Raw genomic sequence first — 26,398 nt, 5'->3', positions numbered from 1 at the left:
AATAAAGAATACTATAATAACAAGAGAAAGAGAGATTCAATGACAAAACCTAATTTTAACGATTACAACCTAAGTAAAGAAATATTAAAATCAATTGATATATTAAATTATAAAAGCCCAACAAATGTGCAACAACAAGTTATACCAGTGGCTCTAGAAAAAAAAGATATACTTGTAAAATCACAAACGGGTAGTGGGAAGACTGCATCTTTTGCAATACCTGTATGTGAATTAGTTGACTGGGAGGAAAATAAAGCTCAAGCTTTAATACTTACACCTACTAGAGAACTTGCAATTCAAGTTAAAGAAGATGTATTTAATATAGGAAGATTTAAAAGAATTAAAGTGCCTGCACTTTATGGAAGATCACCTTTTTATCATCAAGCAAAAGAATTACAACAAAAAACACATGTTGTAGTAGGAACACCAGGAAGAGTTATAGATCATATAGAAAGAAAAACTTTTGATATAGATAATATAAAATATCTTGTAATAGATGAAGCAGATGAAATGCTTAACATGGGATTTATAGATCAAATAGAAGAAATTATAAGTAGATTACCTAGAAATCGTGTTACTATGTTATTTTCAGCTACAATGCCTAATGATATAGAAAAACTATCTAAAAGATATATGAATGAACCTACTAAGATAGAAATAGAAGCTAAGACTTTAACAGTAGATAAAATAGATCAAGATGCATACAGAGTAGAAGAAAGTAAAAAACTGAACTTACTAAAAGATGTAACAGTAATAGAAAATCCAGATAGCTGTGTTATATTTAGTAATACTCAAGATAATGTAGATTCACTATATCGTGAACTATCAAAAGCTAAATATCCTTGTGATAAGATACATGGAGGTATGGAGCAAGATGATAGACTAAAGGTAATGTCTAGATTTAAAAAAGGATACTTTAGATATTTAATAGCTACAGATGTAGCAGCTAGAGGTATAGATATAGATAATATAACTCATGTAATTAACTACGATGTGCCAAAAGGAAAAGAAAATTATGTTCATAGAATAGGTAGAACAGGTCGTGGTGGAAAGAGTGGAAGAGCCATTACTTTTGTAACTAGAAAAGATGAGAGACTTATGAGAGATATACAAAGTTATACAGGTAAAGATATAACTATAAAAGTAGCTCCAAGAAAAAGTGAAGTAGATAATTTAAAAGAAGATTTTGAAGCTAAGTTAAAAACTAGACAACAAGTTAAAGAAGATAAAGGTTCTAAACTTAATCAAGAAATTATGAAAATTCATATAAATGCAGGAAAAAGAACTAAAATGAGAGCTGTAGATATAGTTGGAACTATTTGTAGTATAGAAGGCGTTAATAAAGAAGATATAGGTGTTATTAGTATACTTGATATATCAACTTATGTTGAAGTTTTAAACAATAAAGGTGAGTTGGTATTTAAGGAATTACAAAATAAGACTATAAAAGGTAGACCACGTAAAGTAAGTAAAGTAGATAATTTTTAATTAAATTTTATAGTAATAAAAAAGTTCTCTTGAAAAAATTTCAAGCGGACTTTTTTTATTTAAATAATTAAATTGTATAAATACACTCTAATTTTGATTTATTTAAGTCCTTAAGATTAAAAAAACAATTAAATGATTATTAATGTTATAAAAAATTGTATTTCACTATTTGAAGTCTGCTAATATAGATATAAAGGAGGGAATCTTTCAGATGATAACAGTTAATACAGAGAGATTAAAAATCATTGCGCTGGATAAGCAAAGCTTAAAACTTTCAATAACTGATTTTAATAAAATGGAAAATTTATTAGGATTAACATGTACAGATGAAAATATTGGGCAAAGAGAAAAAGAGGTATTTAAAATAAGGTTAGCTGATGTAGAACATAATGAGGAAAATTATATATGGTATACAACATGGATAGTTATATTAAAATCTAAAAATAGGATTATAGGGCATATAATGCTAAAGGGTTACCCTAATAAAAATAAGTCAGTTACTATTGGATATTACACGCAACAACCGTATAGAGGGTATGGATATATGAGTGAGGCTGTTATAGACCTAATAAAATGGATATCTTTAAATTCAGATATAGAAGTTGTTATTGCAGATACTTTAAAATCTAATAGTATATCTCAAGGGTTACTAAAAAAAATTGGCATGGAAATTTATAAAGAAGATGACGAGTGCTTTTGGTGGAAATTAAAAATTAAATAAGGCGGCAAAACAAAAATGATATCAAATGATAAATCTTGGGTAATCAAAACATACATAAATGAGTTATTGAACTTTATTATATTTACAGGATGCATGTTCAACTTAATTGATGATGAAAATTTTGATGAACATAATAAACCATGGCCAAATAACTTATTTAATTCTAATATAGATTCTATAGATAGCGATAAGCTTAAATCACAATGGGGATTATGGCTTAATGAAGTTATAGATGAAAGATATAACAATATTGACTCATGTACAATATGCACTATTGTTAATGAAAAGTACGATACAAGTAACTTTTCACAACTTGAGTACACCGAATTAAGAGAATGTTGTAAAAAAGCATATCCTTATTTTAATGAGTGGTGGAATATGCAAGCAGGTGGGAGCACGGCAATGTCTTTTTATGAGTTTATAGGAAATAATGAGATTTCTGAATATGTTAGCGAATTAGAATACAAAGTAAATAGAAAAGCAAAACCTTTTAAATTACACTTAGATATAGTATATACAGGGATACCTAGTGTATTAGATGTTAATGATGAATACATAGTTATAACTTCATATGGATACTTTAACTTAAGTAAATCTTGGTGGATAAATAAACTTAGCAATTTAATCTAGGATAGTGATTATGTATAACTATTAATAATATAACTGGAAAATTTCTTGAAAGTAGACTATAGTAGTTTACTTTATTTAAATCGTATATAAAAAAATAACTGTATCTTATGAATTGGAAAATTTCATATAAGATACAGTTATTTTTAAAATTTTATATAGATAATTTCGTAATATAATAATATTTTACAACATAATTTTTTAGCTATTGTATATAATATCTTTAATTTCTTTTAAAATAATTGGAAAATCCTTATTAGTTGTATCAATTTTTATTGTGTCCATTTTATCATACAATAATAGTTTTTCTAAACTTCTATTTATATTGTGTTCATTTCTTAATCCATTCTTAATATCTTTTTCTATCCTTGATATTAATGTTTCTTTTGAACAAGTTAACGTAATTTTATAGATATCTACATTACAAAGATTTAACTTTCTTAAAATTTCATTCATTATTTCGTCTGTATGTATTACCCAATTAAATACAATATGTTTAGTATTTGAATTTTTTATAAAGTTATTAAGAGTATGGGAAATATTATCTAAAACCATATTTTTGTTCTCATCATCTACTACGAATGGATTCATCATCCAACAATTATCACCATCTAACCAAAATGAATTTTCAAGCTCTTTATAAAGCATTTTGCTTATAGTAGTCTTTCCTACACCCATTACCCCATTTATTATAATTAATTTTTTATTCATCATTTACCCCTTTTTAACTTATATAATTTTGAACTTTGATTATATTATATATAACATTCAATTATTTTCCAATTACCCAATAATTAGGAATATATTTACTAAAAGTACCAATTAAATGAGTTATACATATAAAGTTGACGATACTACATATGGTATAATTATTATATATTACATATATTGGAGGCTAGAGCGATGAAATGTCCATACTGTGATAATGATATGGTATTAGGGATTATGCGTGGAGGAAGAGATTCAATCAAGTGGATTCCAAAGGATAAAGACAGGGGTCTAATTTTATCTTGTTTTGTTAAAGGAATTACAATACTAGACTGGTGTGATTCAAAGGTAGAAGGTTATTATTGTAAAGAATGTAATAAGATAACTATAGATTTGCCAGGTATGTAGAAATAATAATTTTGGAGATGATGATATGAATTGCAAAATAGAAAAATTAGTTGAAATAATTAAAGAAAGTAACAATATTGTTTTCTTTGGTGGAGCAGGAACTTCAACAGAATCAGGAATACCAGACTTTAGAAGCTCTAATGGACTATTCAATGAAAAACTAAATAAAAAATTTACACCAGAACAACTAGTATCGCATTCCTTTTATGTAATACACCCAGAGGAATTCTTTAGTTTTTATAAAGACAAGCTAATATACAAAAACGCAAAACCTAACAATGCACACATAGCACTTGCAGAACTTGAAAAAATAGGCAAATTAAAAGCTATAATTACTCAAAATATAGATGGACTTCATCAAATGGCAGGAAGCAAAAATGTTTTTGAATTACATGGATCAGTCCACAGAAACTATTGCGAAAACTGTGGTAAATTTTACGATTTAGATTCTATGCTTAACTTAGAAGGAACTATACCTTATTGTGAAGAATGCGGATCTATTGTAAAACCTGATGTAGTTTTATACGAAGAAGCCTTAGACAATGAAGTTATTAATAAAGCAGTAGAAGCTATAAGTAGTGCAGATTTATTAATAATTGGTGGTACATCACTAGTTGTTTATCCTGCGGCTGGATTTATAAATTACTTTAAAGGTAAAAATATTGTTGTAATAAACAGAGATGATATAAATATTAACAAAGATAATACTTTAGTAATAAACGAATCAATAGGAGAAGTACTTAAGGAAGCCATAATAGATAATAAGTAGGTATCGTGTTTCACGACAGCGTGTAATGCTTAGTTTATCATAAAAATGATTGAAATTAGTCAGGAAAAATGGTATGCTATCAAAAGTAAATCCAAAAAAAATGTCGTTACTATATATAATCAATTGCAAAATTGCGATTGTAAGATTATGTATTGAAGAGCTTATTTTTATAAGCTCTTTTTAGATGATAAAGAGAGGTAAATATATGATAAAAATTGACAACTTGTCTTACTCGTTTCCGCAAAAAGATCTATATAATAATATTTCATTTACATTAGAAGATGGTCAACATTGTGCTTTTATAGGAGCAAGTGGTAGCGGAAAAAGTACACTAATAGATATAATTATGGATCCAGAAAGATATATGTTTGATGGTAAATTAGAAATGGATCCAAATTGCAAAATTGGGTATGTAAGCCAATTTTCACAATTAGATAAAACAAAAGAAACTACAGTTTTCGAATATATAGCTGAACAATTTATTAAGCTACAAAATGAAATAGCATCTATTTGTAGCGAGATGGAAACATCTTCAGATATTGATACTTTACTAGAAAAGTACCAACAAGCTTTAGATGCACTTGATGCAATTGATGGTGATGATTTCGAAAGTAATATTAATAGGAAATTAAATCTTGCAGACCTAGGGAAACATAAAGATAAAATGATATCTGAACTTAGCGGTGGGGAATTCAAGCTTATACAAGTTATTAAGGAAATGCTTAATAATCCAGACTTAATGATTATGGATGAACCAGATGTATTTTTAGATTTTGAAAACTTAAATGCTCTTAAAAATCTAATTAACTCTCACAAGAAAACAATATTAGTTATTACTCACAACAGATATTTACTTAATCATTGTTTTAACAAAATTGTTCATCTTGAAAACACGGAGATTCAAGAATTTGATGGAAGATATATTGATTATAACTTATCATTGCTTCAAACTAAAATTGAGTTACAAGAACTATCTATTGCTGATGATGAAGAAATAGAGAAAAATGAGAAGCGAATAGAGAGATTAAGAGAGAGAGCAACTTATAATGCAGAAGCTTCTAATGGTAGAGCATTAAAAGCAAGGGTTAAAATTCAAGAAAGATTAGAAGCGCGTAGAATTAAAGCTCCATTTGTAGATATTAAACAACCTAATATAAAGCTAGTTACTGATAATGAAATTGAAGAAGGTATTGCTTTAAAAGTTAAAGATTATAGTGTTGCTTTTGATGAAGTACTTTTGGAAAATGTGAATTTTGAGATTAAATCTAATGATAAAGTAGCTATCATTGGTACAAATGGTATCGGAAAAACTACTTTACTAAGATCAATATTTAAAAATAATAATGATTCTATTGAAATAAACAATGATATTGAAGTGGCTTATTTATCTCAGATTCAAGGAGAAATATTAAATGAGTCTAATACAATACTTGAAGAGTTTTTTGATGCAGGATTTAAAAATTATAGAGAAATTAGATCATATATTTCAAGATATGGTTTTGGGGAAGATATTATTGAACAAAAGATAAGTTCTTTATCTGGTGGAGAAAAGAATATACTTCAACTTGCTAAAGTTTCAGCTAGTAAAGCAAATATGTTGCTTCTTGATGAACCCACAAGTCATTTAGACACATATTCACAAATAGCACTTGAAAAGGCTATAGAAAATTATAATGGTGCAATTTTAATGGTTTCTCATGATTACCATTTTATAATTAACTGTATGGATTATGTGTTGATGATTGAAAATAAAACAATTAGAAAAGTTAGCATGAGAAAGTTTAGAAAAATGATTTATGCTAGTTATTTTGATAAAGACTATCTAGAAATTGAAGAAAAGAAAAAATCAGTTGAGATGAAAATAGCATCAGCTTTAATAGATACTGATTTTGAACTTGCAAAAACCTTATCTGAAGAATTAGAAGAGTTGATTAAGTTACTTTAAGAGTTGAAATGATTATAATTTATTTCAATTTAAAGTATAATCAACTAATTACATGAAAAAATTAATGATAAAAAAACACTAAATATATTTAAAAACTAACCGTATTATTTAACATATACGGTTTTTTTTATTTAAAAACTTTTCAATATAGATAAAGACGGATTAAGGGAGATTTAATATGGATGTTAATCAATTAGTTACAATTAAACTTTTAAATGCGATGAATCAAGCAAATTCAAATAATAAAGATTACTCAAATAGTCAAACAGATATATTTGATTTAATACTAGAAAATACATTAGGAGGACTAGGAAGCTTAGGTAGCTCTGGACAAACATGTAATTGCAATTGTCATCATAGCAACCAAAGTGGATTAGATACATTAAATACATTATTAAGCTCTATAAATAACAATAAAATAAGTACAAGTGAAACTGATGAAAAAGTAAGTGTAAACAATATAGATGCCAATAAAAACAAAATAAATACATCTGAAAATAACATTAAAGAAATTACAGTTGGGAATATAAGCCCAACAGATAAAATGGATGATGCAGTTAAATTAATAGAAAGTAAAGTAGGTAATGAATATGTATGGGGAGCCACTGGACCTGAAACATTTGACTGTTCTGGATTAGTTCAATATGTTTACAAAAATGCTCTAGGAAAAAATATACCAAGAACATCATATGAACAAAGCAAATTTGGGCAATCAGTAGATAAACAAAATTTACAGGTAGGAGATTTAGTATTCTTTGATACTATGGGAAAAGGAAGAGTAAGTCATGTTGGAATGTATGTAGGTAACAATGAATTTGTACATGCAGCAAATGAAAATGATGGAATTAAAAAATCTAAGCTAACGGGGTATTATAGTACTCATTATAAGGGAGCTAGAAGACCATAGTTAAATTTTTTATAAAAAATAAATAGAATTTGTATATAAAAAATAAGCATAAAAGTCTTTATAGCAAAGATAATACTATGCTTATTTTTTATATACTCTATGTTTTTTACTACAAATATATTGATTTAAAAACCTACATAAGATAAAATTATTAGTTGGAAATCTAAGCAAGAAAGGGTGATTGCCATAAAAACAAATAGTATTACATTTAAATTGTTCTTATTAATATTTGTTTTAATAGTTTTTATAACAGGAATTATTAGTGCTTGGGTTATAAATGATAGCAATAAAATTGTTCAAGAAGAAATAAAAGTTATGAGAAGCCAAGTATTAGAAGAAGTTTCAAATAACGTTTCAATATTACTTTCCAATGTAGAAAGCATAGGCAATAATATTGTGGTAGATAGCAAATTGATAGATATACTATCTACTTCCAAGGCCAATGTTTATACAAATGAAAATAAATCAAAAGAAAACTATGATTACGTAGAAAACTTACTTATGGATCAGGTTTTTAAGTATGGTAAATTTAATATGAAACCAGAACTATACATAGTAGGAGAAAACGGTTTAAGTTATGGAACTTACTCTAAAAATAAATATGACTTAAATAGTATAAAAAATGAAAGTTGGTATGAAAAGATAATAAAAGCTGATGGAAAAACAGTTCTTATAAACACATATAGAGATGAAGATGGGATAGGACCATATAAAAATATACTAAAAATGGGTAAAGTTATAAAAGATTTAATAACTAATGAAACTTTAGGGATATTAATAATAGATATAAGTGAAACCATGCTCTATGATAGATATGCAGATCTTTTAGAAAGTGGAACATCAATTTATATAGTAGATTCTTCAGGAAATATAATATCAAGTAAGGACAAGAGATTAATAGGAACCAATTATAAAACTAATAAAAATTCAAACAACATAAACTCACATAGTAAAAATAACATAGAAATAACATCTGATATAGATGAATATGGATGGAATATAATTCAAGAAATACCTTCTAACATAATGTCAGAAGTATCTAATAAAATAGCTCAAAGGACATTCTATATAATAGCATTAATAAGTATTCCGGCTTTAATAATTACCTATAAAATATCATTTTGGATAACAAAACCAATTCTAAATATTAAAAATAAAATGGATGAAGTTATGAATGGAAATTTAAAAGCTAAGGTAGAGGTGGATAGAGATGATGAAATAGGACAACTTCAAAAATCTTTTAATACTATGGTAAATAGGCTAGACTCTTCAATTGAAGATATAAAAAAATATGAAAAACAAAAGCGTGTAGCAGAATTAAGTTTCTTACAAGCTCAAATAAATCCACATTTTTTATATAACACGTTAAGCGGGATAAGGTTTTTAGTGTCTATGAATAAAACTGAAATAGCAGAGGAAATGCTTTATAGATTTACTAAGTTACTAAGAAGTTTACTACCAAAGGCTAGTGAAATGATAACATTAGAAGAAGAGATAGAAAATATAAAAAACTATGTAGAGCTTCAAAAAATGAGATATCCTAATTGTTTTGAAATAAGTTACAAGATAAGCAAAGAAATAAATGATTTTAAAGTACCTTCATTTATACTACAGCCTATAATAGAAAATGCTATTTTATATAGTATGGAAAAAGAAAATAATAAAGGGATAATAAGCGTAGAAGCTTATAATAATGAAAATAGCATACGAATAATTATAAAAGACAATGGGATAGGAATGTCTAAAGATAAGTTAGAACATGTATTAAATAAAGAAGCAAGTATAAATAGAGTAGGAGTTATAAATGTACATGAAAGAATACAATTAAATTATGGACAAGACTATGGATTAAAAATAGAAAGTATAGAAGGTAAGGGGACTAAGATTACTTTTATACTTCCAAATTAGGAGGAATAATATGTTAGATATATTAGTAGTAGAAGATGAAGCACCTATAAGAGACTGGATAGCATACACTATTTCAAATATTTCTACAGATTTCAATGTAGTAGCTAGTGCATCAAATGGTAAAGAAGCTTATGAACTGGCAATTAATTTAAAGCCACAAGTTATTATAAGTGATATAAAAATGCCTATAATGGGAGGAATTGAGCTTACAAAAGAAATTAAAAAAATTTTTTCGGATATATATATAGTTTTATTAACCAATTATGCAGAGTTTTCCTATGCAAAGGAAGCCATAAGCTGTGGAGTGTATGAATACTTGATAAAATCAGATATAAGACCTAAAGAATTAAAAGAAGTTTTAGAAAAAATTCAAGATTTAATAATAACTAAAAATAATGAAATAAAAGAAATTAATGATAACAATAATAATGAAAAATATTCTAAATCTGTAAATAAAGCTATAGAATATATAACTAAAAACTACAAAGAACATATATCATTACAGGATATATCAAGTTATGTTTATTTATCGCATGAATATTTTTCTAGATTATTCAAAGATGAAGTTGGAGAAAATTTTAGTTCATATTTAACTAATTACCGAATGAAAAAAGCGGAAAAACTTTTAAAAACTACAGATATGAAAATAGCTCAAGTAGCTATAGAAGTAGGTTATTCAAATGCAAGTTATTTTTCTAAAAGTTATAAAAAATATAAAGGAATATCACCAGAAGAAGATAGATAAAATTAAATATATAATCTTGCTTATGTCAATATATTACAAAAAATATCAATATATTTTTAAATAAGCAAGATTTCACATTGAAAAATATCAAAATTATTAAAGTATATATCAATAGGGTTTATGGAATGAAAACGTTTTATTTAATATAATATTATTAAAGCAGAAGGGAATAATTAATATATGAAATTAAACTATAAGAAAATAATAGTATTAACAAGTTTAATATTAATTATGATAGTTGCTTATTTACAACAAAACAACCAGAACAATATAGTAATTAAAAATGATAATATCATAAAGATTGGAATTATTTTTAATGAAGCTGGATTAGGAGATAAAGCTTTTAATGATTTGTGCTATGATGGCATACTAAAAGCACAAGAAAAGTTGGGAGTTGAATTTGATTATTCTCAATCTAAGGATAAATTTGATTATTATAAATTGGCTAAAAAGTATGCTGAAACTAAAAATTACGATCTTATAATCTCTGTTGGAGGAGAACAAGAAGAGGCTGTAAGCAAGGTTTCTAAAGAATTTTCAAATCAAAAATTCTCAATAATAGATTCAAAATTAGACTTACCAAATGTAAGTTCTATAAGTACAAATTGGGCACAACAAACTTTTTTAAATGGAGTAATGGCGGGGTTATCACTTTCACAAGAATCAAGTGATGATAAAGCGGTAGGTGTTATATTAGGAAAAAACCTACCTTACTTAAATGAAGGAGCTATAGGATTTGAAGCTGGCATTAAGTATATTAATCCTGATATAAAAGTCATGAAAGCTGTAGTAAATGATTTTTCAGATCCTGCAAAAGCAAAAGAAATTGCACTTTCAATGTATAACAAAGGTGCAGAGTATATTCAACAATTATCAGGTCAATCGGGACTAGGTGTATTTTTAGCTGCAAAGCAAGTAGATAAATATGCATTTGGAGTAGATAGCAATCAAAATTCTTTTGCACCAGATAATATAGTATCAACAGCAACAAGATATGCTAATGATATAATTTACAAAGAAATAGAAGTTATAAAAAATAACTCGTGGAAACCAGGAGTGCATAAAATTGGACTTGGAGAAAACGTTATCGACTATACGAGAGAGGGTTCTAATGTAGAAGTTGATTCAACTATAATTGAAAATGTTGAAAAAATTAAAAAGTCTATAATAAATAAAGAAATAAAAATACCTACAACTCCTGAAGAATTAAACATATGGGTTAAGTCAAATCAATATAAAGCTAATAGATAAGGGGAGAGTTAAAATGAGACTATACGATATAATATCTAAAAAAAGAGATAAGAAAGAATTATCTAAAGAAGAAATAGAATTTTTTATAGAACAGTATACTAAAGGCGAAATACCTGATTATCAAGCTTCTGCATTATTGATGGCAATATATTTAAATGGATTTACTAAAGAAGAAACAGCAAATCTTACTATGGCAATGGTTAACTCAGGAGATGTAGTAGATTTAAGTATGATAGAAGGAATAAAACTAGACAAACATAGTACAGGAGGCGTTGGAGATAAAACATCTCTTATATTAGTACCTATGGTCTGTGCAGCTGGAGGAAAAGTTGCAAAATTATCAGGAAGAGGACTTGGACATACTGGTGGAACATTAGATAAATTAGAATCTATACCAGGATTTAATATATCAGTAGAAGAAGAGAAATTTAAAGATATGGTTAAAAATGCAGGACTAGTTATAGCAGGTCAAACTCAAAACTTAGTACCAGCAGATAAAAAAATATATGCACTAAGAGATGTAACTGCAACAGTTGATAGTATACCTTTAATAGCTGCAAGTATAATGAGTAAAAAAATAGCTTCAGGTTCAGATGCAATATTATTAGATGTTAAATACGGTGAAGGTGCATTTATGAAAACAGCAGAAGATGCAAATAAATTAGCAACTGCCATGGTTAACATAGGTAATAGTTTAGGAAGAAAAACATCTGCAGCAATAACTTTAAATGGAGAACCATTAGGATATGCAATAGGAAATGCTCTTGAGTTAAAAGAAGTTATAGAAATATTAAAAGGTGAAGGACCAGAAGATTTAAGAGAACTATGCTTACAATTAGGAGCTCAAATGCTTAAAATAGGTCAGATAGAATTAGATGTTAAAAAAGGTAGAGAAATGCTTGAAAAAGTATTAAAAGATAATTCAGCTTTAGGAAAATTAAGAGAACTAGCAGTACTTCAAGGTGGAGATCCAAAAGTTATAGATAATCCAGAATTATTTGAAATAGCACCGCTTACTCACCAAGTAAAAGCTAATAAAGAGGGATATATATATGATTTAAATGCAGAAAAAGTAGGAATAGCATCACTACTTACAGGAGCAGGAAGACATACTAAAGATGATGCACTAGATTATGGAGCAGGAATTATACTTGAAAAGAAAATGGGAGACTATGTAAAAGAAGGCGATATATTAGCTACATTATACTTAAGTGATGAATCTAAGTTTGAAAAAGCAGAAGAAGAATTACAATCAGCTTATGACATACAAGGAAAAGCTCCAGTAAAAAGTTTTATAATACATGAAATTATAGAATAATATTAATACATAAAAATTAGGCAAGGAGGAATTGATTATGGATAATAAAACAATTTTAAGTATGGTAGATCATACTTTATTAAAGCAGACAGCTAAATGGGAAGATATAAAATTAATATGTGAAGATGCAATGAAATATGATGTAGCATCAGTTTGTATACCTCCATCATTTGTGAAACAAGCTAAAGAGTTTGTAGGAGACAATATGAAGGTTTGCACAGTTATAGGGTTTCCAAATGGATACAATACTACAGATGTAAAAGTATTTGAAACAACAGATGCTATACAAAATGGTGCGGATGAAATTGATATGGTTATAAACCTAGGAATGGTAAAAGAAAATAAATTTGAAGATATAACAAGTGAAATAAAAGCTATAAAAAAAGCTTGTAAAGATACAGTATTAAAAGTAATAATAGAAACTTGTCTTTTAAGTGAAGATGAAAAAATAAAAATGTGTAAGTGTGTAACTGATGCTAAAGCAGATTTTATAAAAACTTCAACTGGATTTAGTACAAATGGAGCTACAGTAGAAGATATAATATTATTTAAAGAAAATATAGGTTGTGATGTTTCAATAAAAGCAGCAGGAGGAATAAAAGATCTTGATACTGCTAAAATATTTATTGAAAATGGTGCAAAACGACTTGGAACAAGCTCAATAATAAAAATTATTAATAATGAAGAAGTAAATGGATATTAAAATTTAAAACTAGGGAAAACGATTTTAAAAAATATAATATAAAATGAGAGGTAATTATCATGAATAATTTATATGAAAAAATAATAGAAAGTGCAAATTACATAAAATCAAAAACTACTATAGAGCCTACTATTGGACTTATATTAGGTTCAGGTCTTGGAGTTTTAGGAGATGAAATAGAAAACCCAGTAACGATAAGTTATGATGAAATACCAAACTTTCCTGTATCAACAGTTGAAGGTCATAAAGGACAATTAGTAATTGGACAACTAGAAGGCAAGGATGTTGTAGCTATGCAAGGTAGATTCCACTTTTATGAAGGATATCAAATGCAAGAAACAACTTTTCCAGTAAGGGTTATGAAAGCACTTGGAGTAGAAACTGTATTTGTAACTAATGCGGCTGGTGGAGCTAATAAATCTTTTAAACCGGGAGATTTAATGATAATAAAAGATCATCTAAACTTAGGAGGGAACAATCCTTTAATAGGCAAAAATGACGATAGATTAGGAGTAAGATTCCCTGATATGTCTACTGCATATACACCAAAATATATAGATTTAGCTAAGCATTGTGCAAAACAGTTAAATATAGATATAAAAGAAGGGGTATACGCATTCTTTACAGGACCTACTTATGAAACTCCAGCTGAAGTTAAGATGGCTCAAATATTAGGTGCGGATGCAGTTGGTATGTCAACTGTTCCAGAGGTGATAGTTGCATCTCATAGCAATTTAAATGTTGTAGGTATTTCATGCATAACTAATATGGCAGCAGGGATACTTAATCAACCTTTAAATCATGAAGAAGTAATTGAAACTACTCAAAGAGTTAAACAACAATTCTTAAATCTAGTTAAAAGTATAGTTCACAACATATAATTAAGTTCATATTTGATAAACTTAAAATTTAGTTAATTAGTTATAGGGAGAATTACTTATTATAGCTAATTAACTAAATATCATATCATTAGAAATTATCATATAGAAAAATGAGGGCGAGAAAAATGTCAATAATATTAAATATAGTGGGGATAGCACTTCTATTAGGTGGATTATATTTAGTATCACCTAATAAAAAAGATGTTAACAAAAAGATGATATTAAAAGCTTTAGGAATTCAGGTAGTATTAGCATTTTTATTATTAAAGTTTCCACTTGGAAGAATGGGTATTGAAAAAATATCAGATTTTGTAACTAAAGTTTTAGGATATGGAGCACAAGGATTAGGATTTATGTTTGGTCCACTAGCAGATGCAGGAGCTCCAACAGGAATGATATTTGGTATACAAGTTTTAGGAAATATAATATTTATATCAGCATTAGTGGCAGCACTTTATTATATAGGACTTATAGGGTTTGTTGTAAAGATTATCGGTGGGGCTATAGAAAAAGTACTAGGAACAAGCAAGGTAGAAAGTTTTGTTGCAGTTGCTAATATGTTTTTAGGGCAAACTGAATCACCTATACTTGTAAGTAAGTATTTAGGTGGAATGAGTGAAAGTGAAATTATGTTAGTTTTAATATCTGGTATGGGAAGTATGTCAGCTACAGTTTTAGGTGGATATGCAGGATTAGGAATACCTATGCAATATCTTTTAATAGGAGGAGCTTTAGTTCCTTTAGGAAGTATAATAATATCAAAGATTATATTACCAGAAAAAATACTAGAAGTTGCAACTGTAAACACTGTAATTGTAGAAGATGGAGATGAAGTTGATACTTTAGCATCTGTTGAATGTGCTGCAACTACTATAACTAGTGATGAAGTAACTATAGATAACAAGGGTAATAATAGTAATATAATGGAAGCTATATCTCAAGGAGCTACGGACGGACTTAATATGGCACTAGGTATAGGGGCATCACTTATAGCTATAATAGCTTTGGTAGCACTTGTAAATGGTGGACTGGCAATGATTGGATTATCATTAGAAGGTATACTATCTTATGTATTTGCACCTATAGGGTTCTTTATGGGAATACCTAAAGAACACATATTAACAGCAGGACAATTACTTGGAAGTAAATTAGCGCTTAATGAATTTGTTGCTTTTGGTGAATTAGGACCAATGTTACACAATTTAGATTATAGAACTGGACTTATGATGGCAATATCTTTAACAGGATTTGCAAATATATCTAGTATGGGTATATGTATATCAGGAATATCAGTATTTTGTCCTGAAAAAAGAGGACAATTAGCAGAACTTGCATTTAGAGGTATGATAGGTGGATTTTGCGTAAGTGTTTTAAGTGCATTGATAGTAGGAGCTATAGTAGCTTTATAAAATAAATATATAACCAAAAGGAGATTAAGACAATGAAAATATTTATAGATACAGCAAATATAAATGAAATAAGAGAAGCTAATACTTGGGGAATTATAGATGGAGTAACTACAAATCCATCTCTTATAGCTAAGGAAGGAAGAAATCTTCAAGAAGTTATAAATGAAATATGTTCAATAGTTGATGGACCAATAAGTGCAGAGGTAATAAGCTTAGAATCTGATAAGATGGTTGAAGAAGCTATGGAATTAGTTAAATTACATAAGAATATAGTTATAAAAATACCTATGTGTATAGAAGGATTAAAAGCGGTTAAAGTACTAAATGAAAAAGGTATAAAGACTAATGTAACGTTAATATTTTCATCTCAACAAGCATTACTTGCAGCAAAATCAGGAGCAACTTATGTAAGTCCATTTGTGGGGAGATTAGATGATATAGGATTTAGAGGAGTTGAACTTATAAATGAAATAGCTACTATATTTGAAGTTCACGATATACAAACTGAGATAATATCAGCTAGTATAAGAAACCCGATACATGTATCAGAATGTGCCATGGCTGGATCTCATATATCTACTATACCATTTAAGGTGTTAGAGCAAATGGCAAAGCATCCACTAACAGATATAGGAATAGATAAGTTTTTAAGTGATTATAAAAAACAAACAAAGTAATTAATTAAAAAAATAAAAAAATATATACATTTTTAAAAAAAGATGATATAATAAATTATGTAAAAACGTAACACGTTTATACAATATTAAATCAGGAGTAATCTTGATCGGTTTATAGGAGACAGTCAAAATGACTAATGGAATAGTAAAATGGTTCAATAACGAAAAAGGATTTGGATTTATATCAGTTGAAGGTGGAGACGATGTATTCGCTCATTTCTCAGCTATACAAAGAGATGGATTTAAATCATTAGAAGAAGGTCAAAAAGTAAGCTTTAATATAGTTGAAGGTGCTAGAGGTCCTCAAGCAGAAAACATAACTATATTATAATATATAGATTGATTCGGAAAAGATCCCTTAGGGGATTTTTTTTTATAAAAAATAAAAATAAAAAAACTATATACATTACGTAAAAAAGGTGATATAATAGAACTTGTAGAAGCGCAAGACGTTACTACAAAAGTAAATCAAGTTAAACTTGATATGGTTTATAGGAGACAGTCAAAATGACTAATGGAATAGTAAAATGGTTCAATAACGAAAAAGGATTTGGATTTATATCAGTTGAAGGTGGAGACGATGTATTCGCTCATTTCTCAGCTATACAAGGTGACGGATTCAAATCATTAGAAGAAGGTCAAAAAGTAAGCTTTAATATAGTTAAAGGTGCTAGAGGTCCTCAAGCAGAAAACATAACTATATTATAATATATAGATTGATTCGGAAAAATCCCTTAGGGGATTTTTTTTTATACCTAAATTTATAAGAAAGAAATAGTCACTTTATTTATATCATTATAAAGAGGAAAATAGACTATGATTGTATAATTGTATAGAATATAATTTAAATTATAGGTGGGAAAAATATATGAAAGATACTAACATTTGTCCTAAATGTAACTCTAGAAAAATAAAAAAAGTTAAATCAGTACAGATCCAAATGCAAAATGGTATTATTCCAAAATATTTAAATCCTTATTACTATATTTGTACTAAATGTGGATATACTGAAATATGGATAGAGAATAAGGATGAACTAGAATACATAAATGAAAATAAATAGATTAAATATGATTAATTGTAGTAATTATTATATGTATATGGACTTTTTACGTTTGATTTATAATTATGTGTAAGATATTAAATAGTTTATTTTGGTAGAGGGTAATAAAACATTACCCTCTAAATTTATATATAAGGGGAAATTGGGGATGAGTGACTATATAAAATGGATAAGAAACAAAGTTGGACATGATATGGTAATTTTAAATTTTGCAGGCGCATGTATTACTAATGAAAATGGTGAATTACTATTGCAAAGACGAAGTAGAAATGATAAAATATGGGGGTTGCCAGGTGGGTGTATTGAAATTGGAGAATCCGTAAAAGAGGCTGCAATAAGGGAAATTAAGGAGGAGACAGGTCTTGAAGTAAGTATAGATTATTTATTAGGCATTTATTCTAAGTATTTTACAGAATACCCAAATGGAGATAAAATTCAGAGTATATGTCATTTATTTAAAGCTAGCATCTGTGGTGGAGAATTATATATTGACAATTATGAAACTTTTGATTTGAAGTTTTTTTCAAAAGAAGAAATTCCAAGGTTATTTATAAATCAGCATGAAGATGCAGTGCAGGATTTTTTTGAAGGTAAAAAAGGTGTATTTAGATAAAATATAAATATTGTTAAAATATAAAAGTGGATGTCTCAAAAATTAATTTGAAGATATCCACTTTTTATATTAAAAAAGGGTTGCAATTTCAAATGAAGATGTATACTATGTAGATATATAGTTAATTACTCAAGTAACTAACTAGGTGAGTGAGGTGATAACTTGAAATTAATACTTAATGACAATGAACCAATATTTGTGCAAATAGCAAAAGCACTAGAAGATGAGATAATATCTGATGGTATAATGGAAAATAATCAAATTCCATCGACTACAGAGTTATCAAAACTATACAAAATAAACCCAGCCACTATACTTAAAGGGGTCAATATGTTGGTTGAAAAAAATATTTTATACAAAAAAAGAGGGATTGGTATGTTTGTATGTGAAGGGGCAAAAAAAATTATAAGTGAAAGTAGAAAAGATAGTTTTAAGAATATTTACATTAAAGAGTTTTTAGAAGAAGCTAAAAAGATAGGTATTGATAAGCAAGAATTAGTAGAAATAATTAATAAATATTTGTAAAGGGTGATGAATTTGAATAGGGCAGTAGAAATTAAAAATCTTAACTATGAGTTTAAGGATAAGTTGGTATTTAATAATTTAAATATAGATTTTGAAGAAAATAAAATCTATGGGTTGCTTGGGAAAAATGGAGCAGGTAAAACTACGTTGATAAATATAATAACTAATCAACTAGTAAGTAAAAGTGGAGATATAAAAATATTTGGATTAGATCCAAGAAAAAATCCAAATGTCTTAGAAAATGTATGTGTGGTTAGAGAAAAAGAGTTTTATAATTTAGATTCTAAGGTGAAAACTATATTTAGTATGTATTCAAGTTACTATAGTAATTATGATAAAAATCTAGAAACAAAGCTTTGTGAAATATTTGAGATAGATAGAAAGGCTGTATATAAGAAGTTATCAAGAGGTATGAAGACGTCAGTTTCTAATATTATTGGTATATGTTCTAATGCCAAAATAACTATATTTGATGAACCTACAATAGGTCTTGATCCATCTAATAGGAAAGCTTTTTATGATATTTTACTAGAAAGTTATATAAATCAAAATAGGACTATAATTATATCTACGCATTTAATTGATGAGGTGGGAGATCTTTTAGAGAAGGTAGCTATAATAAAAGACTGTGAAGTTTTAGTAAATGACTATGTAGAAAATGTAAATACAAAGTCCTATTATATTAGTGGGAAAAAAGAAGATTTAAAAAATTTAGAGATTATAAATTCTATGAAGAGAGTAAACTCCTTTGGAAGTTCAGAAACTTATTTTTATTATGGCAAAATAAATAGCAGTGATATGAAGTTTATAAATGAATGTGATATAGAACTAGATAGTATGACGCTTCAAGATTTATTTATAAATATTAATAAAAAGGAGGTAAATCTTTATGAATAGTATAAAACCACATCTTATGTTTTTAAAGCATTATTACCAATATTGCATGATATTTGTATTGTTTTTTATAGGAGTACAGATGGGTATAATTTTATTGCAAGGAGCATTTACAGGAGAAGATATAGCGAATCAGTTTATGGTATATAGATCACAACTTAAAATGATGGGTATTTTCTTTCCTATGATATTTTCTTTAAGTTTATCTATAAAAGAATTCTCAGGGGCGATGAGCATAAGAGCAGATAGAATTGCCTTCTTGAAAGCCTCAATAATTTTCATAATAGTTTTTAATTTTTCTATATTAATATTAGTAAATCTTGCAGAAATTGTGATTTTAATTACTTGCAATACAGATAATTTTATAGCAGGGAATGAGTCTGAAATAGTAAAGTTAATTATAGGAGATCAAGGTATAGTAGGTAGCTTTTTAGGGCTATTTATAAGTCAAATATCATTTAGCTTAATAGGGTTTATGTTTGGGGCTATATTTTATAGAATTGATATAAAAACTAGTTTAATTTTATTTATAGCTTTACCAATTGTATTAGCATTATATATAACTAGGTTAAGTTATATAAATGCACCTATAATAAAATTAATAGGGGAGAATCTATTATTAATAGTAGAGTATTTTATAAGAAATCCAATTGTATTTTATTTTGTAGAGTTAGTAGTAAGTACAATATCAATATCATTAGCTTATTTAATGCTTAGAAATGCACCTATAAAAGACTATGCACATAGTAAATTAAAATTTAGAATTTTAGGTAGATAGTTAAAAGATTTCTCAAAGGAGAAATCTTTTTTGTGTATAATATTAATATAGAGATAATTATACACAAAACATATTAAAGGGGTAGATTATGGAAAAATTTAATTGTAGTATAGCTGATATAAGTAAAGAATTAATAACTGAATTTAATGCAACTGAAATTACATCTGAAGAATTAGTAAAACAAAGTGAATGCATTTATGAGGATATTGATAAAAATACAACAAAAATATACATTATAAATGATGAAAATATAATAGAAAGTTTACTTAGTAGGAGTGAAAAAGAAGAAATATTGATAACTATAGAGCATTTTAGAAAAAATGGATTAGATAAAGATAATGTAGATGAAGTATGTATGGAATTTATGAATAAAATTAGTACAGGAAAATTAATAGTGATAACTTTAGAAAGTGAAGATAATATTAATTTATCAGGATTTACCATGCAAGGAAGTGGAGAAAAATTATATAACTACCTTTTAGCACTTACAGGAGAAACATTTGAAAAAAACACTAATCTATTAGATGAAACTATTTATGAATTAAAACAATTTAGACCTTATGGAAAGTTTTTTAAATAGATATATAAAGCAAGAATTAAGTTTAATATAATTCTTGCTTTTTTTTAGTATTTATTACAAAATTTGTATAATCCTATTGAATTTAATAACATTTGTCCGTATTAAGATAGTAGATAGGAGGAGTTTTATGAAAAATACTAGAAAAAATAAAATAACAACGGGGTTAATATGTTTAAGCATCATATTAAGTATGAGCATATTCTCAGTTAATAGTTTTGCACAAGAAACTAATAACAACAAAGAAGAAATTGATACAGGAATAGCTAATTTAAATTATAATCGAAATGAAGTTTTAGCTACAAAGGGTGACAACATAGAAAATGTAATTCCAAAAGAAGGTTTAAAATCAAATGATAAATTCGTAGTAGTAGAACGTAAGAAAAAAACACTTACAACATCTCCAGTAGACATTTCTATTATTGATTCTGTGACGGATCGCACATATCCAGGGGCATTACAACTTGCAGACGATGCTTTTGTTGAAAATAGACCAAATATTTTAATGTGTAAGAGAGAACCTATAAATATTAGTATAGATTTACCAGGTATGAAAAAAGAAAATACTAAAACTGTAGAAAATCCTACTTATGGAAATGTATCCGGAGCAGTAGATGAGTTGGTGTCAAATTGGAGTGAAAAAAATTCAAGCACACATACCTTACCGGCAAGAACACAATATGTAGAGTCTATGGTTTATAGCAAATCACAGATATCAAATGCACTTAATGTTAATGCTAAAGTACTTGATAATTCTCTTGGAATAGATTTTAATGCAATAGCCAATGGAGAAAAAAAGGTTATGATTGCAGCATACAAACAGATTTTTTATACTGTAAGTGCTCAATTGCCAAATAATCCTTCAGATATTTTTGATAATAGTGTTAGCTTTAAAGCGTTAACTCGAAAAGGTGTAAGTAATGAAACACCTCCGCTTATGGTATCTAATGTGGCTTATGGAAGAACTATTTATGTTAAATTAGAAACTACATCGAAGAGCAAAGATGTTCAATCAGCATTTAAGGCTTTAATAAAAAATAATAGTGCAAGTAATAGTACTCAATATAAAGATATTTTTGAAGATAGTTCATTTACTGCTGTGGTTTTAGGTGGAGATGCACAAGAACATAATAAAATTATAACAAAAGACTTTGATGAGATAAGAAATGTGATTAAAGATAATGCAACATTTAGCTTGAAAAACCCTGCATATCCAATTTCATATACAAGCACTTTTTTAAAGGATAACTCAATTGCAGCTGTACATAATAAAACGGATTATATAGAAACTACATCTACTGAATACTCTAAAGGAAAAATAAATTTAGATCATAGTGGAGCATATGTTGCCCAGTTTGGCATAGAGTGGGATGAAGTTTCTTTTGATGATAATGGAAATGAGGTTTTAACACATAAGACTTGGGATGGTAACTATAATGATAGAACAGCTCATTTTTCTACAGTAATACCTCTACCACCAAATAGCAAAAATATAAGAGTTTTAGCTAGAGAGTGTACAGGTCTTGCTTGGGAGTGGTGGAGAACTGTTATTGATGAGTATAACCTTCCTTTAGCTAATGATATAAATGTTTCAATTTGGGGAACTACATTATATCCAAGAACAAGTATATATTATCAATAAATTTGAATTTATTAATATCAATATTTAAAATATAAAAAAATAGGATGTTTCAGTTAGTTGCGAATTTAAACAATTATTAATCGCTACTAACTTGAAATATCCTATTTTATTTTTAAATTTAATTAAGTTTTTTATATAATGTAAAACTCTTTTATTATTGGTAGTTTTGTAATTTTAAATTACTGAATTTTATTATTTTACATAAATGTGATTTTAAAGTAAATAATTATAATAAGTAAGTATACCAAAAGTAAAAGGAGATTAACTATGGTAAAAATAAAAATGATAACTTTAATGTTAGTAGCTTTAATGGGAACCACAGTATCAGCAGATAGTAAGGAAAGTTTAATATTAGGAGGAAGCTATTTAAGACAGTGTGAAGAAAAGCATGATAAAAGAACTGACAATTTTGATCAATATAATACAATAGAACGATTTTTTAGACCATCAAGTATGCCCGTATTAAATGATAAAATTGAATCTTCGCTATATGATATGTATGGAAGTAAAGTATTAGATTTGAAGATACCTAGTGAACTTTTAAAAACTCCTGAAGATATGATAATAAATTACTTTAGTGTTTTAAGAGAAGCTGCAAATCCAACCGATGAAAATGAAACAGGTTGTGGATCTTTAGGAGATACTAGAGGACCGTATCCTGTAGCATATAATTTCTTATCAAGTTCGTATAAGAAAAATAATAGTTATAAAGAATATTTAAAATCTTTTGAAAATAAGTTACATACTAATTTAATCAAATTAAAGGAAGTTCCTAGAGATGAAAAAAATTTAGAAGATAGGAAGTATTTTGTTGAGTTAGAAATTATAGAAGGAACTAATGAAAATAGAGGTGTTTTCGGATATTACTATGGATATATTTATGTAACTGAAGAAGATGGAGTATACAAGATAAAAGATATGCAATATGCACCTGAAAATTATTTATGTGCTCCATATCATGGATGGAACTATGATGCAGAATCAATTGTAGAGATTAAATATAAAGAGTGGTGTTCATTGGTAGATAGTGATATGCAAGTTAAAACTGATGGATATGAGAAAAAGGTATACTTTAAAGATAAAAATAAAAATGAATATTATGTTCTTTTTTATCAATTAACAAATGGGTATGATATAAAAATAGCTGATTATAAAAAAAATAAAGATGGCAAATGGGAAGTTATATATTTAAAACCTGAAAAATGCTTAGAAAATAAAAGATAATTATGATAATATTAAAAATATAAATTAAGATGAAAATGTCCTTGTAAATATAAATAATAAGGACATTTTTTATGGTAAAAGGGGGAAAACAAAATTGAAAAATATACTTATAGTTGAAGATGATGGGGATATAAATAGAATTTTACAAGAAATATTAAAAAGTAATGAATATAACATAATTTCAGCATATTCTGGGACAGAAGCTATTATCTATTTAGATAAAATAAAATTTGATATGATATTGCTAGACTTAATGCTACCTGGAATGGATGGAGAAAAAATTTTAAATTATATAAGAAGTAAAAGTTCAGTACCTGTTATAATAATTTCTGCAAAAAATGAAGTTAAGTTAAAATCAAATCTATTAAGACTTGGAGCAGATGATTATATAACTAAACCTTTTGAAAATGAAGAAGTTTTAGCAAGAGTTATAACCAATTTAAGAAGGTATAATTTGCAAAGGACAAATGATATAGAGGAACTTAAATTTAAAGATATTACCATAAATAAAACATCAAGAGTTATTACAGTTGGATCAAAACCTTTATCTGTCACAAGTAAAGAATATAAGATACTTGAATTAATGGTATCAAATAAAACTAAGATATTTTCTAAAGCAAATTTATTTGAAACTGTATGGAATGAAGAATATGCCTGTGATGATAATACTATAAATGTACACATGAGTAATATACGAAATAAATTAAAAAAAATAAATGAGAAAGAAGATTATATAGAAACTATATGGGGAATGGGCTATAAATTAACATAAAATTTAAGCTTTACTTAAGAATTAATTTAAGATTTTCTTTATATTCAAATTATAAAATTATTATCAAAGGGGTGATGATATGGAAAATTATACATTAAAAATAAGGGACTTATCTAAACAATATAAAAATGGTTTAGCCTTGGATAGTATAAATATGAATATAAAAAAAGGAGAGATATATGGATTTATAGGTGAGAATGGATCAGGAAAAACTACTTGTATAAGGATTATTACGGGGCTTGGATTTCCTAGTAAAGGAGAAATTGAACTATTTGGAGAATCTGATATAACAAAACTTAATAATCAAAGAAAACGTATAGGCTGTATTATTGAAAGTCCGGTTCTGTACAAAGATATGACGGCAAAGCAAAATTTAGAAACAATAAGAATTCAAAGAGGTATTCCGGGATGTGGCTGCATAGATGAAGTTTTAAAACTTGTAAAACTTAGTGATACTAAAAATAAGAAAGTTAAAAATTTTTCATTAGGTATGAGACAAAGACTAGCTTTGGCGATTGCACTTTTAGGAGAACCAGATTTTTTAGTTTTAGATGAACCTTTAAATGGTCTTGATCCAGGTGGGATAATCGAATTTAGAGAATTAATTAAAAAACTTAATAAAGAAAAAAATATTACAATACTTATATCCAGTCATCTTTTAGGGGAGTTACATCAACTAGCCACGTATTATGGTATTATTCATAAAGGAAAACTTATAGAAGAAATTAGTGTAAAAGAGTTAGATGAAAGATGTAGGAAGCATATTAGTCTGAAAGTAGATAATACTGCAAAAGCTGCTAACATAATTGAAAATAACTTAAAAACAAATAAATTTACTGTTTTATACAATAATGAAATTAAATTATATGATTATGTAGATAATGTGAAGATAGTGGCTAATGATTTAGTTACAAATGGCGTAGGAATAGAAAGTATAAGTTCAAAAGATGAAAACTTAGAAGAATATTTCATGAGATTAATAAGGTGTGCAAAGTAATGTTTAATTTATTAAAATCCGATATACTAAAGCTTAAGTGGTCTAAGTCATGGTTTATTTCTCTTTTATCTGTCATTGTCTTATTTGTTATTTATATGTCAGCAGGCGATGCATCTTTTGTGTATAGTGGTAGTCACGATTTTAATGAAGTAGATTTACTTGGGCAAGGAATAGGGTTTGTATCAAATATGTATAAGGATATAGACAATCCTTTAGCTGGAGAGATAATTAGAACTGTATTATCGTATACTGCTTTTATATGGTTAGTAATTTTGATTTTCTCATCTTCATTTTTTACAAAAGAGTATTCGGAAAATACTATAAAGTTAGCTGTTGCTTATGGAGAAAATAGATTTAAATTATTTTTATCTAAATTTATTATAATAAGTTTATATTCATTTATATTATATTACTTGTTTACTTTTTTTATATTTATTCATGCATCTGTAACTATGAAATTTACACCAAATATATCAGATGTTTTTATGTTATTTAAGTTAACTACTTTAAATTTTTTAGTTATGGAGATATTTATTTTAATTATATTGATAATATCTATGATAATAAAAAATATAGGAGCGGTAAATGGTATAATGTGTTTTTATATAGTTACTTGTCCATTAGTATATATGACTATTTGGTTTAATATGGATGCACAATCATTATTAATGAAAGCTTATATTAAAACAAATCCAATGTATTACTGGTCGACTATATGTGCATATAATTTAAATAATAATATAATAAATGAAACTATAATTTATTTTTTAATAGCTATTATTGTAGGTGGATTTATATCTTATTCATTACTTAAAAATCAAGAAATAAAATAGCGAGGGGAGATACTA

29 protein-coding genes are annotated in these 26,398 nt (G+C 27.1%); 28 read left to right on the top strand and 1 reads right to left on the bottom strand.

Going from position 1 to position 26,398, the window contains the following annotated elements; genetic code table 11:
- Nucleotides 1–39 precede the first annotated feature (39 nt).
- The 3 genes from ACRCYC_RS11090 (at nt 40) to ACRCYC_RS11080 (ending at nt 2,839) form a co-directional block, all read left to right on the top strand.
- Nucleotides 40–1,488: a DEAD/DEAH box helicase gene (locus ACRCYC_RS11090; RefSeq protein ID WP_438619202.1), complete on the top strand. Its 1,449-nt coding sequence runs from the start codon at nt 40–42 to the stop codon at nt 1,486–1,488.
- Between the two features lie 211 nt (nt 1,489–1,699).
- Nucleotides 1,700–2,209, top strand: a complete 510-nt coding sequence (locus ACRCYC_RS11085) for a GNAT family N-acetyltransferase (RefSeq protein WP_438619201.1) — start codon at nt 1,700–1,702, stop codon at nt 2,207–2,209.
- A 15-nt stretch (nt 2,210–2,224) separates the two neighbouring features.
- On the top strand, nt 2,225–2,839 hold the full coding sequence (locus ACRCYC_RS11080) for a hypothetical protein (RefSeq protein ID WP_438619200.1): 615 nt from the start codon (nt 2,225–2,227) through the stop codon (nt 2,837–2,839).
- 198 nt (nt 2,840–3,037) lie between these two features.
- Here ACRCYC_RS11080 and ACRCYC_RS11075 read toward each other — a convergent pair whose 3' ends face one another.
- Nucleotides 3,038–3,547, bottom strand: a complete 510-nt coding sequence (locus ACRCYC_RS11075; protein WP_438619199.1) for an AAA family ATPase — start codon at nt 3,545–3,547, stop codon at nt 3,038–3,040.
- A gap of 192 nt (nt 3,548–3,739) precedes the next feature.
- On the opposite strand from ACRCYC_RS11075, the gene ACRCYC_RS11070 reads away from it, so the two are divergent.
- The 25 genes from ACRCYC_RS11070 to ACRCYC_RS10950 all read left to right on the top strand — a co-directional run bounded on the left by ACRCYC_RS11070 (nt 3,740) and on the right by ACRCYC_RS10950 (nt 26,383).
- Complete coding sequence (locus ACRCYC_RS11070) at nt 3,740–3,952, top strand: PF20097 family protein (protein ID WP_438619198.1); 213 nt, start codon at nt 3,740–3,742, stop codon at nt 3,950–3,952.
- A gap of 25 nt (nt 3,953–3,977) precedes the next feature.
- Nucleotides 3,978–4,721, top strand: coding sequence for an NAD-dependent protein deacylase (locus tag ACRCYC_RS11065; protein WP_438619197.1), 744 nt, complete (start codon nt 3,978–3,980; stop codon nt 4,719–4,721).
- Nucleotides 4,722–4,926: 205 nt separating this feature from the next.
- Nucleotides 4,927–6,666 carry an ABC-F family ATP-binding cassette domain-containing protein gene (locus ACRCYC_RS11060; RefSeq protein ID WP_438619196.1) on the top strand — a complete coding sequence of 580 codons (1,740 nt, stop codon included), beginning with the start codon at nt 4,927–4,929 and terminating at the stop codon, nt 6,664–6,666.
- Between the two features lie 178 nt (nt 6,667–6,844).
- Nucleotides 6,845–7,573, top strand: a complete 729-nt coding sequence (locus ACRCYC_RS11055) for a C40 family peptidase (RefSeq protein WP_438619195.1) — start codon at nt 6,845–6,847, stop codon at nt 7,571–7,573.
- Between the two features lie 213 nt (nt 7,574–7,786).
- Nucleotides 7,787–9,481, top strand: coding sequence for a sensor histidine kinase (locus ACRCYC_RS11050; RefSeq protein WP_438619194.1), 1,695 nt, complete (start codon nt 7,787–7,789; stop codon nt 9,479–9,481).
- Nucleotides 9,482–9,491: 10 nt separating this feature from the next.
- Nucleotides 9,492–10,226 (top strand): response regulator transcription factor, encoded by a 735-nt coding sequence (locus tag ACRCYC_RS11045; protein ID WP_438619193.1) that lies wholly within the window; start codon nt 9,492–9,494, stop codon nt 10,224–10,226.
- A 180-nt stretch (nt 10,227–10,406) separates the two neighbouring features.
- Complete coding sequence (locus ACRCYC_RS11040) at nt 10,407–11,477, top strand: BMP family lipoprotein (RefSeq protein WP_438619192.1); 1,071 nt, start codon at nt 10,407–10,409, stop codon at nt 11,475–11,477.
- 13 nt (nt 11,478–11,490) lie between these two features.
- Entirely contained in the window at nt 11,491–12,795 is a 1,305-nt protein-coding gene (locus ACRCYC_RS11035; protein WP_438619191.1) for a pyrimidine-nucleoside phosphorylase, read from the top strand.
- A gap of 37 nt (nt 12,796–12,832) precedes the next feature.
- The gene (gene deoC, locus ACRCYC_RS11030) at nt 12,833–13,498 is read left to right on the top strand and encodes a deoxyribose-phosphate aldolase (protein WP_438619190.1); all 666 of its coding nucleotides are present in this window, start codon (nt 12,833–12,835) and stop codon (nt 13,496–13,498) included.
- Nucleotides 13,499–13,557: 59 nt separating this feature from the next.
- Complete coding sequence (locus ACRCYC_RS11025; RefSeq protein ID WP_438619189.1) at nt 13,558–14,379, top strand: purine-nucleoside phosphorylase; 822 nt, start codon at nt 13,558–13,560, stop codon at nt 14,377–14,379.
- 125 nt (nt 14,380–14,504) lie between these two features.
- Nucleotides 14,505–15,788 carry a NupC/NupG family nucleoside CNT transporter gene (locus ACRCYC_RS11020; protein ID WP_438619188.1) on the top strand — a complete coding sequence of 428 codons (1,284 nt, stop codon included), beginning with the start codon at nt 14,505–14,507 and terminating at the stop codon, nt 15,786–15,788.
- A 32-nt stretch (nt 15,789–15,820) separates the two neighbouring features.
- Complete coding sequence (gene fsa / locus ACRCYC_RS11015; protein WP_438619187.1) at nt 15,821–16,465, top strand: fructose-6-phosphate aldolase; 645 nt, start codon at nt 15,821–15,823, stop codon at nt 16,463–16,465.
- 130 nt (nt 16,466–16,595) lie between these two features.
- Nucleotides 16,596–16,796: a cold-shock protein gene (locus ACRCYC_RS11010; RefSeq protein ID WP_438619186.1), complete on the top strand. Its 201-nt coding sequence runs from the start codon at nt 16,596–16,598 to the stop codon at nt 16,794–16,796.
- Between the two features lie 176 nt (nt 16,797–16,972).
- Nucleotides 16,973–17,173 carry a cold-shock protein gene (locus ACRCYC_RS11005; protein ID WP_438619185.1) on the top strand — a complete coding sequence of 67 codons (201 nt, stop codon included), beginning with the start codon at nt 16,973–16,975 and terminating at the stop codon, nt 17,171–17,173.
- Nucleotides 17,174–17,333: 160 nt separating this feature from the next.
- The gene (locus tag ACRCYC_RS11000; protein WP_438619184.1) at nt 17,334–17,528 is read left to right on the top strand and encodes a hypothetical protein; all 195 of its coding nucleotides are present in this window, start codon (nt 17,334–17,336) and stop codon (nt 17,526–17,528) included.
- A 148-nt stretch (nt 17,529–17,676) separates the two neighbouring features.
- Nucleotides 17,677–18,141, top strand: coding sequence for an NUDIX hydrolase (locus ACRCYC_RS10995; RefSeq protein WP_438619183.1), 465 nt, complete (start codon nt 17,677–17,679; stop codon nt 18,139–18,141).
- Between the two features lie 162 nt (nt 18,142–18,303).
- Nucleotides 18,304–18,666, top strand: a complete 363-nt coding sequence (locus ACRCYC_RS10990) for a GntR family transcriptional regulator (protein WP_438619182.1) — start codon at nt 18,304–18,306, stop codon at nt 18,664–18,666.
- A 12-nt stretch (nt 18,667–18,678) separates the two neighbouring features.
- Complete coding sequence (locus ACRCYC_RS10985; protein ID WP_438619181.1) at nt 18,679–19,563, top strand: ATP-binding cassette domain-containing protein; 885 nt, start codon at nt 18,679–18,681, stop codon at nt 19,561–19,563.
- Nucleotides 19,556–20,338: a hypothetical protein gene (locus ACRCYC_RS10980; protein WP_438619180.1), complete on the top strand. Its 783-nt coding sequence runs from the start codon at nt 19,556–19,558 to the stop codon at nt 20,336–20,338. The genes ACRCYC_RS10985 and ACRCYC_RS10980 overlap by 8 nt, the downstream gene beginning before the upstream one ends.
- Before the next feature lie 88 nt (nt 20,339–20,426).
- Nucleotides 20,427–20,918 (top strand): hypothetical protein, encoded by a 492-nt coding sequence (locus ACRCYC_RS10975; protein WP_438619179.1) that lies wholly within the window; start codon nt 20,427–20,429, stop codon nt 20,916–20,918.
- 127 nt (nt 20,919–21,045) lie between these two features.
- Nucleotides 21,046–22,557 carry a thiol-activated cytolysin family protein gene (locus ACRCYC_RS10970; RefSeq protein WP_438619178.1) on the top strand — a complete coding sequence of 504 codons (1,512 nt, stop codon included), beginning with the start codon at nt 21,046–21,048 and terminating at the stop codon, nt 22,555–22,557.
- Between the two features lie 267 nt (nt 22,558–22,824).
- A complete protein-coding gene (locus tag ACRCYC_RS10965) occupies nt 22,825–23,781 on the top strand; it encodes a hypothetical protein (RefSeq protein WP_438619177.1) in 957 nt (318 codons plus the stop codon).
- 94 nt (nt 23,782–23,875) lie between these two features.
- The gene (locus ACRCYC_RS10960) at nt 23,876–24,553 is read left to right on the top strand and encodes a response regulator transcription factor (RefSeq protein ID WP_438619176.1); all 678 of its coding nucleotides are present in this window, start codon (nt 23,876–23,878) and stop codon (nt 24,551–24,553) included.
- Between the two features lie 79 nt (nt 24,554–24,632).
- Nucleotides 24,633–25,550, top strand: coding sequence for an ABC transporter ATP-binding protein (locus ACRCYC_RS10955; protein WP_438619175.1), 918 nt, complete (start codon nt 24,633–24,635; stop codon nt 25,548–25,550).
- Nucleotides 25,550–26,383 (top strand): ABC transporter permease subunit, encoded by an 834-nt coding sequence (locus tag ACRCYC_RS10950; RefSeq protein ID WP_438619174.1) that lies wholly within the window; start codon nt 25,550–25,552, stop codon nt 26,381–26,383. Before ACRCYC_RS10955 ends, ACRCYC_RS10950 begins: the two co-directional genes overlap by 1 nt.
- Nucleotides 26,384–26,398: the final 15 nt, after the last annotated feature.

This window comes from Paraclostridium sp. (assembly GCF_051657365.1).
In the GTDB taxonomy this organism is placed as follows: domain Bacteria; phylum Bacillota; class Clostridia; order Peptostreptococcales; family Peptostreptococcaceae; genus Paraclostridium.
This window is presented reverse-complemented; position numbering and strand designations above follow the sequence as displayed.

Bases quoted from the DNA above. Each gene is read 5' to 3' on its own strand.
- ACRCYC_RS11090 (WP_438619202.1), top strand. From the start codon at position 40: ATGACAAAACCTAATTTTAACGATTACAACCTAAGTAAAGAAATATTA.
- ACRCYC_RS11085 (WP_438619201.1), top strand. From the start codon at position 1,700: ATGATAACAGTTAATACAGAGAGATTAAAAATCATTGCGCTGGATAAG.
- ACRCYC_RS11080 (WP_438619200.1), top strand. From the start codon at position 2,225: ATGATATCAAATGATAAATCTTGGGTAATCAAAACATACATAAATGAG.
- ACRCYC_RS11075 (WP_438619199.1), bottom strand. From the start codon at position 3,547: ATGAATAAAAAATTAATTATAATAAATGGGGTAATGGGTGTAGGAAAG.
- ACRCYC_RS11070 (WP_438619198.1), top strand. From the start codon at position 3,740: ATGAAATGTCCATACTGTGATAATGATATGGTATTAGGGATTATGCGT.
- ACRCYC_RS11065 (WP_438619197.1), top strand. From the start codon at position 3,978: ATGAATTGCAAAATAGAAAAATTAGTTGAAATAATTAAAGAAAGTAAC.
- ACRCYC_RS11060 (WP_438619196.1), top strand. From the start codon at position 4,927: ATGATAAAAATTGACAACTTGTCTTACTCGTTTCCGCAAAAAGATCTA.
- ACRCYC_RS11055 (WP_438619195.1), top strand. From the start codon at position 6,845: ATGGATGTTAATCAATTAGTTACAATTAAACTTTTAAATGCGATGAAT.
- ACRCYC_RS11045 (WP_438619193.1), top strand. From the start codon at position 9,492: ATGTTAGATATATTAGTAGTAGAAGATGAAGCACCTATAAGAGACTGG.
- ACRCYC_RS11040 (WP_438619192.1), top strand. From the start codon at position 10,407: ATGAAATTAAACTATAAGAAAATAATAGTATTAACAAGTTTAATATTA.
- ACRCYC_RS11035 (WP_438619191.1), top strand. From the start codon at position 11,491: ATGAGACTATACGATATAATATCTAAAAAAAGAGATAAGAAAGAATTA.
- deoC (WP_438619190.1), top strand. From the start codon at position 12,833: ATGGATAATAAAACAATTTTAAGTATGGTAGATCATACTTTATTAAAG.
- ACRCYC_RS11025 (WP_438619189.1), top strand. From the start codon at position 13,558: ATGAATAATTTATATGAAAAAATAATAGAAAGTGCAAATTACATAAAA.
- ACRCYC_RS11020 (WP_438619188.1), top strand. From the start codon at position 14,505: ATGTCAATAATATTAAATATAGTGGGGATAGCACTTCTATTAGGTGGA.
- fsa (WP_438619187.1), top strand. From the start codon at position 15,821: ATGAAAATATTTATAGATACAGCAAATATAAATGAAATAAGAGAAGCT.
- ACRCYC_RS11010 (WP_438619186.1), top strand. From the start codon at position 16,596: ATGACTAATGGAATAGTAAAATGGTTCAATAACGAAAAAGGATTTGGA.
- ACRCYC_RS11005 (WP_438619185.1), top strand. From the start codon at position 16,973: ATGACTAATGGAATAGTAAAATGGTTCAATAACGAAAAAGGATTTGGA.
- ACRCYC_RS11000 (WP_438619184.1), top strand. From the start codon at position 17,334: ATGAAAGATACTAACATTTGTCCTAAATGTAACTCTAGAAAAATAAAA.
- ACRCYC_RS10995 (WP_438619183.1), top strand. From the start codon at position 17,677: ATGAGTGACTATATAAAATGGATAAGAAACAAAGTTGGACATGATATG.
- ACRCYC_RS10980 (WP_438619180.1), top strand. From the start codon at position 19,556: ATGAATAGTATAAAACCACATCTTATGTTTTTAAAGCATTATTACCAA.
- ACRCYC_RS10975 (WP_438619179.1), top strand. From the start codon at position 20,427: ATGGAAAAATTTAATTGTAGTATAGCTGATATAAGTAAAGAATTAATA.
- ACRCYC_RS10970 (WP_438619178.1), top strand. From the start codon at position 21,046: ATGAAAAATACTAGAAAAAATAAAATAACAACGGGGTTAATATGTTTA.
- ACRCYC_RS10965 (WP_438619177.1), top strand. From the start codon at position 22,825: ATGGTAAAAATAAAAATGATAACTTTAATGTTAGTAGCTTTAATGGGA.
- ACRCYC_RS10955 (WP_438619175.1), top strand. From the start codon at position 24,633: ATGGAAAATTATACATTAAAAATAAGGGACTTATCTAAACAATATAAA.
- ACRCYC_RS10950 (WP_438619174.1), top strand. From the start codon at position 25,550: ATGTTTAATTTATTAAAATCCGATATACTAAAGCTTAAGTGGTCTAAG.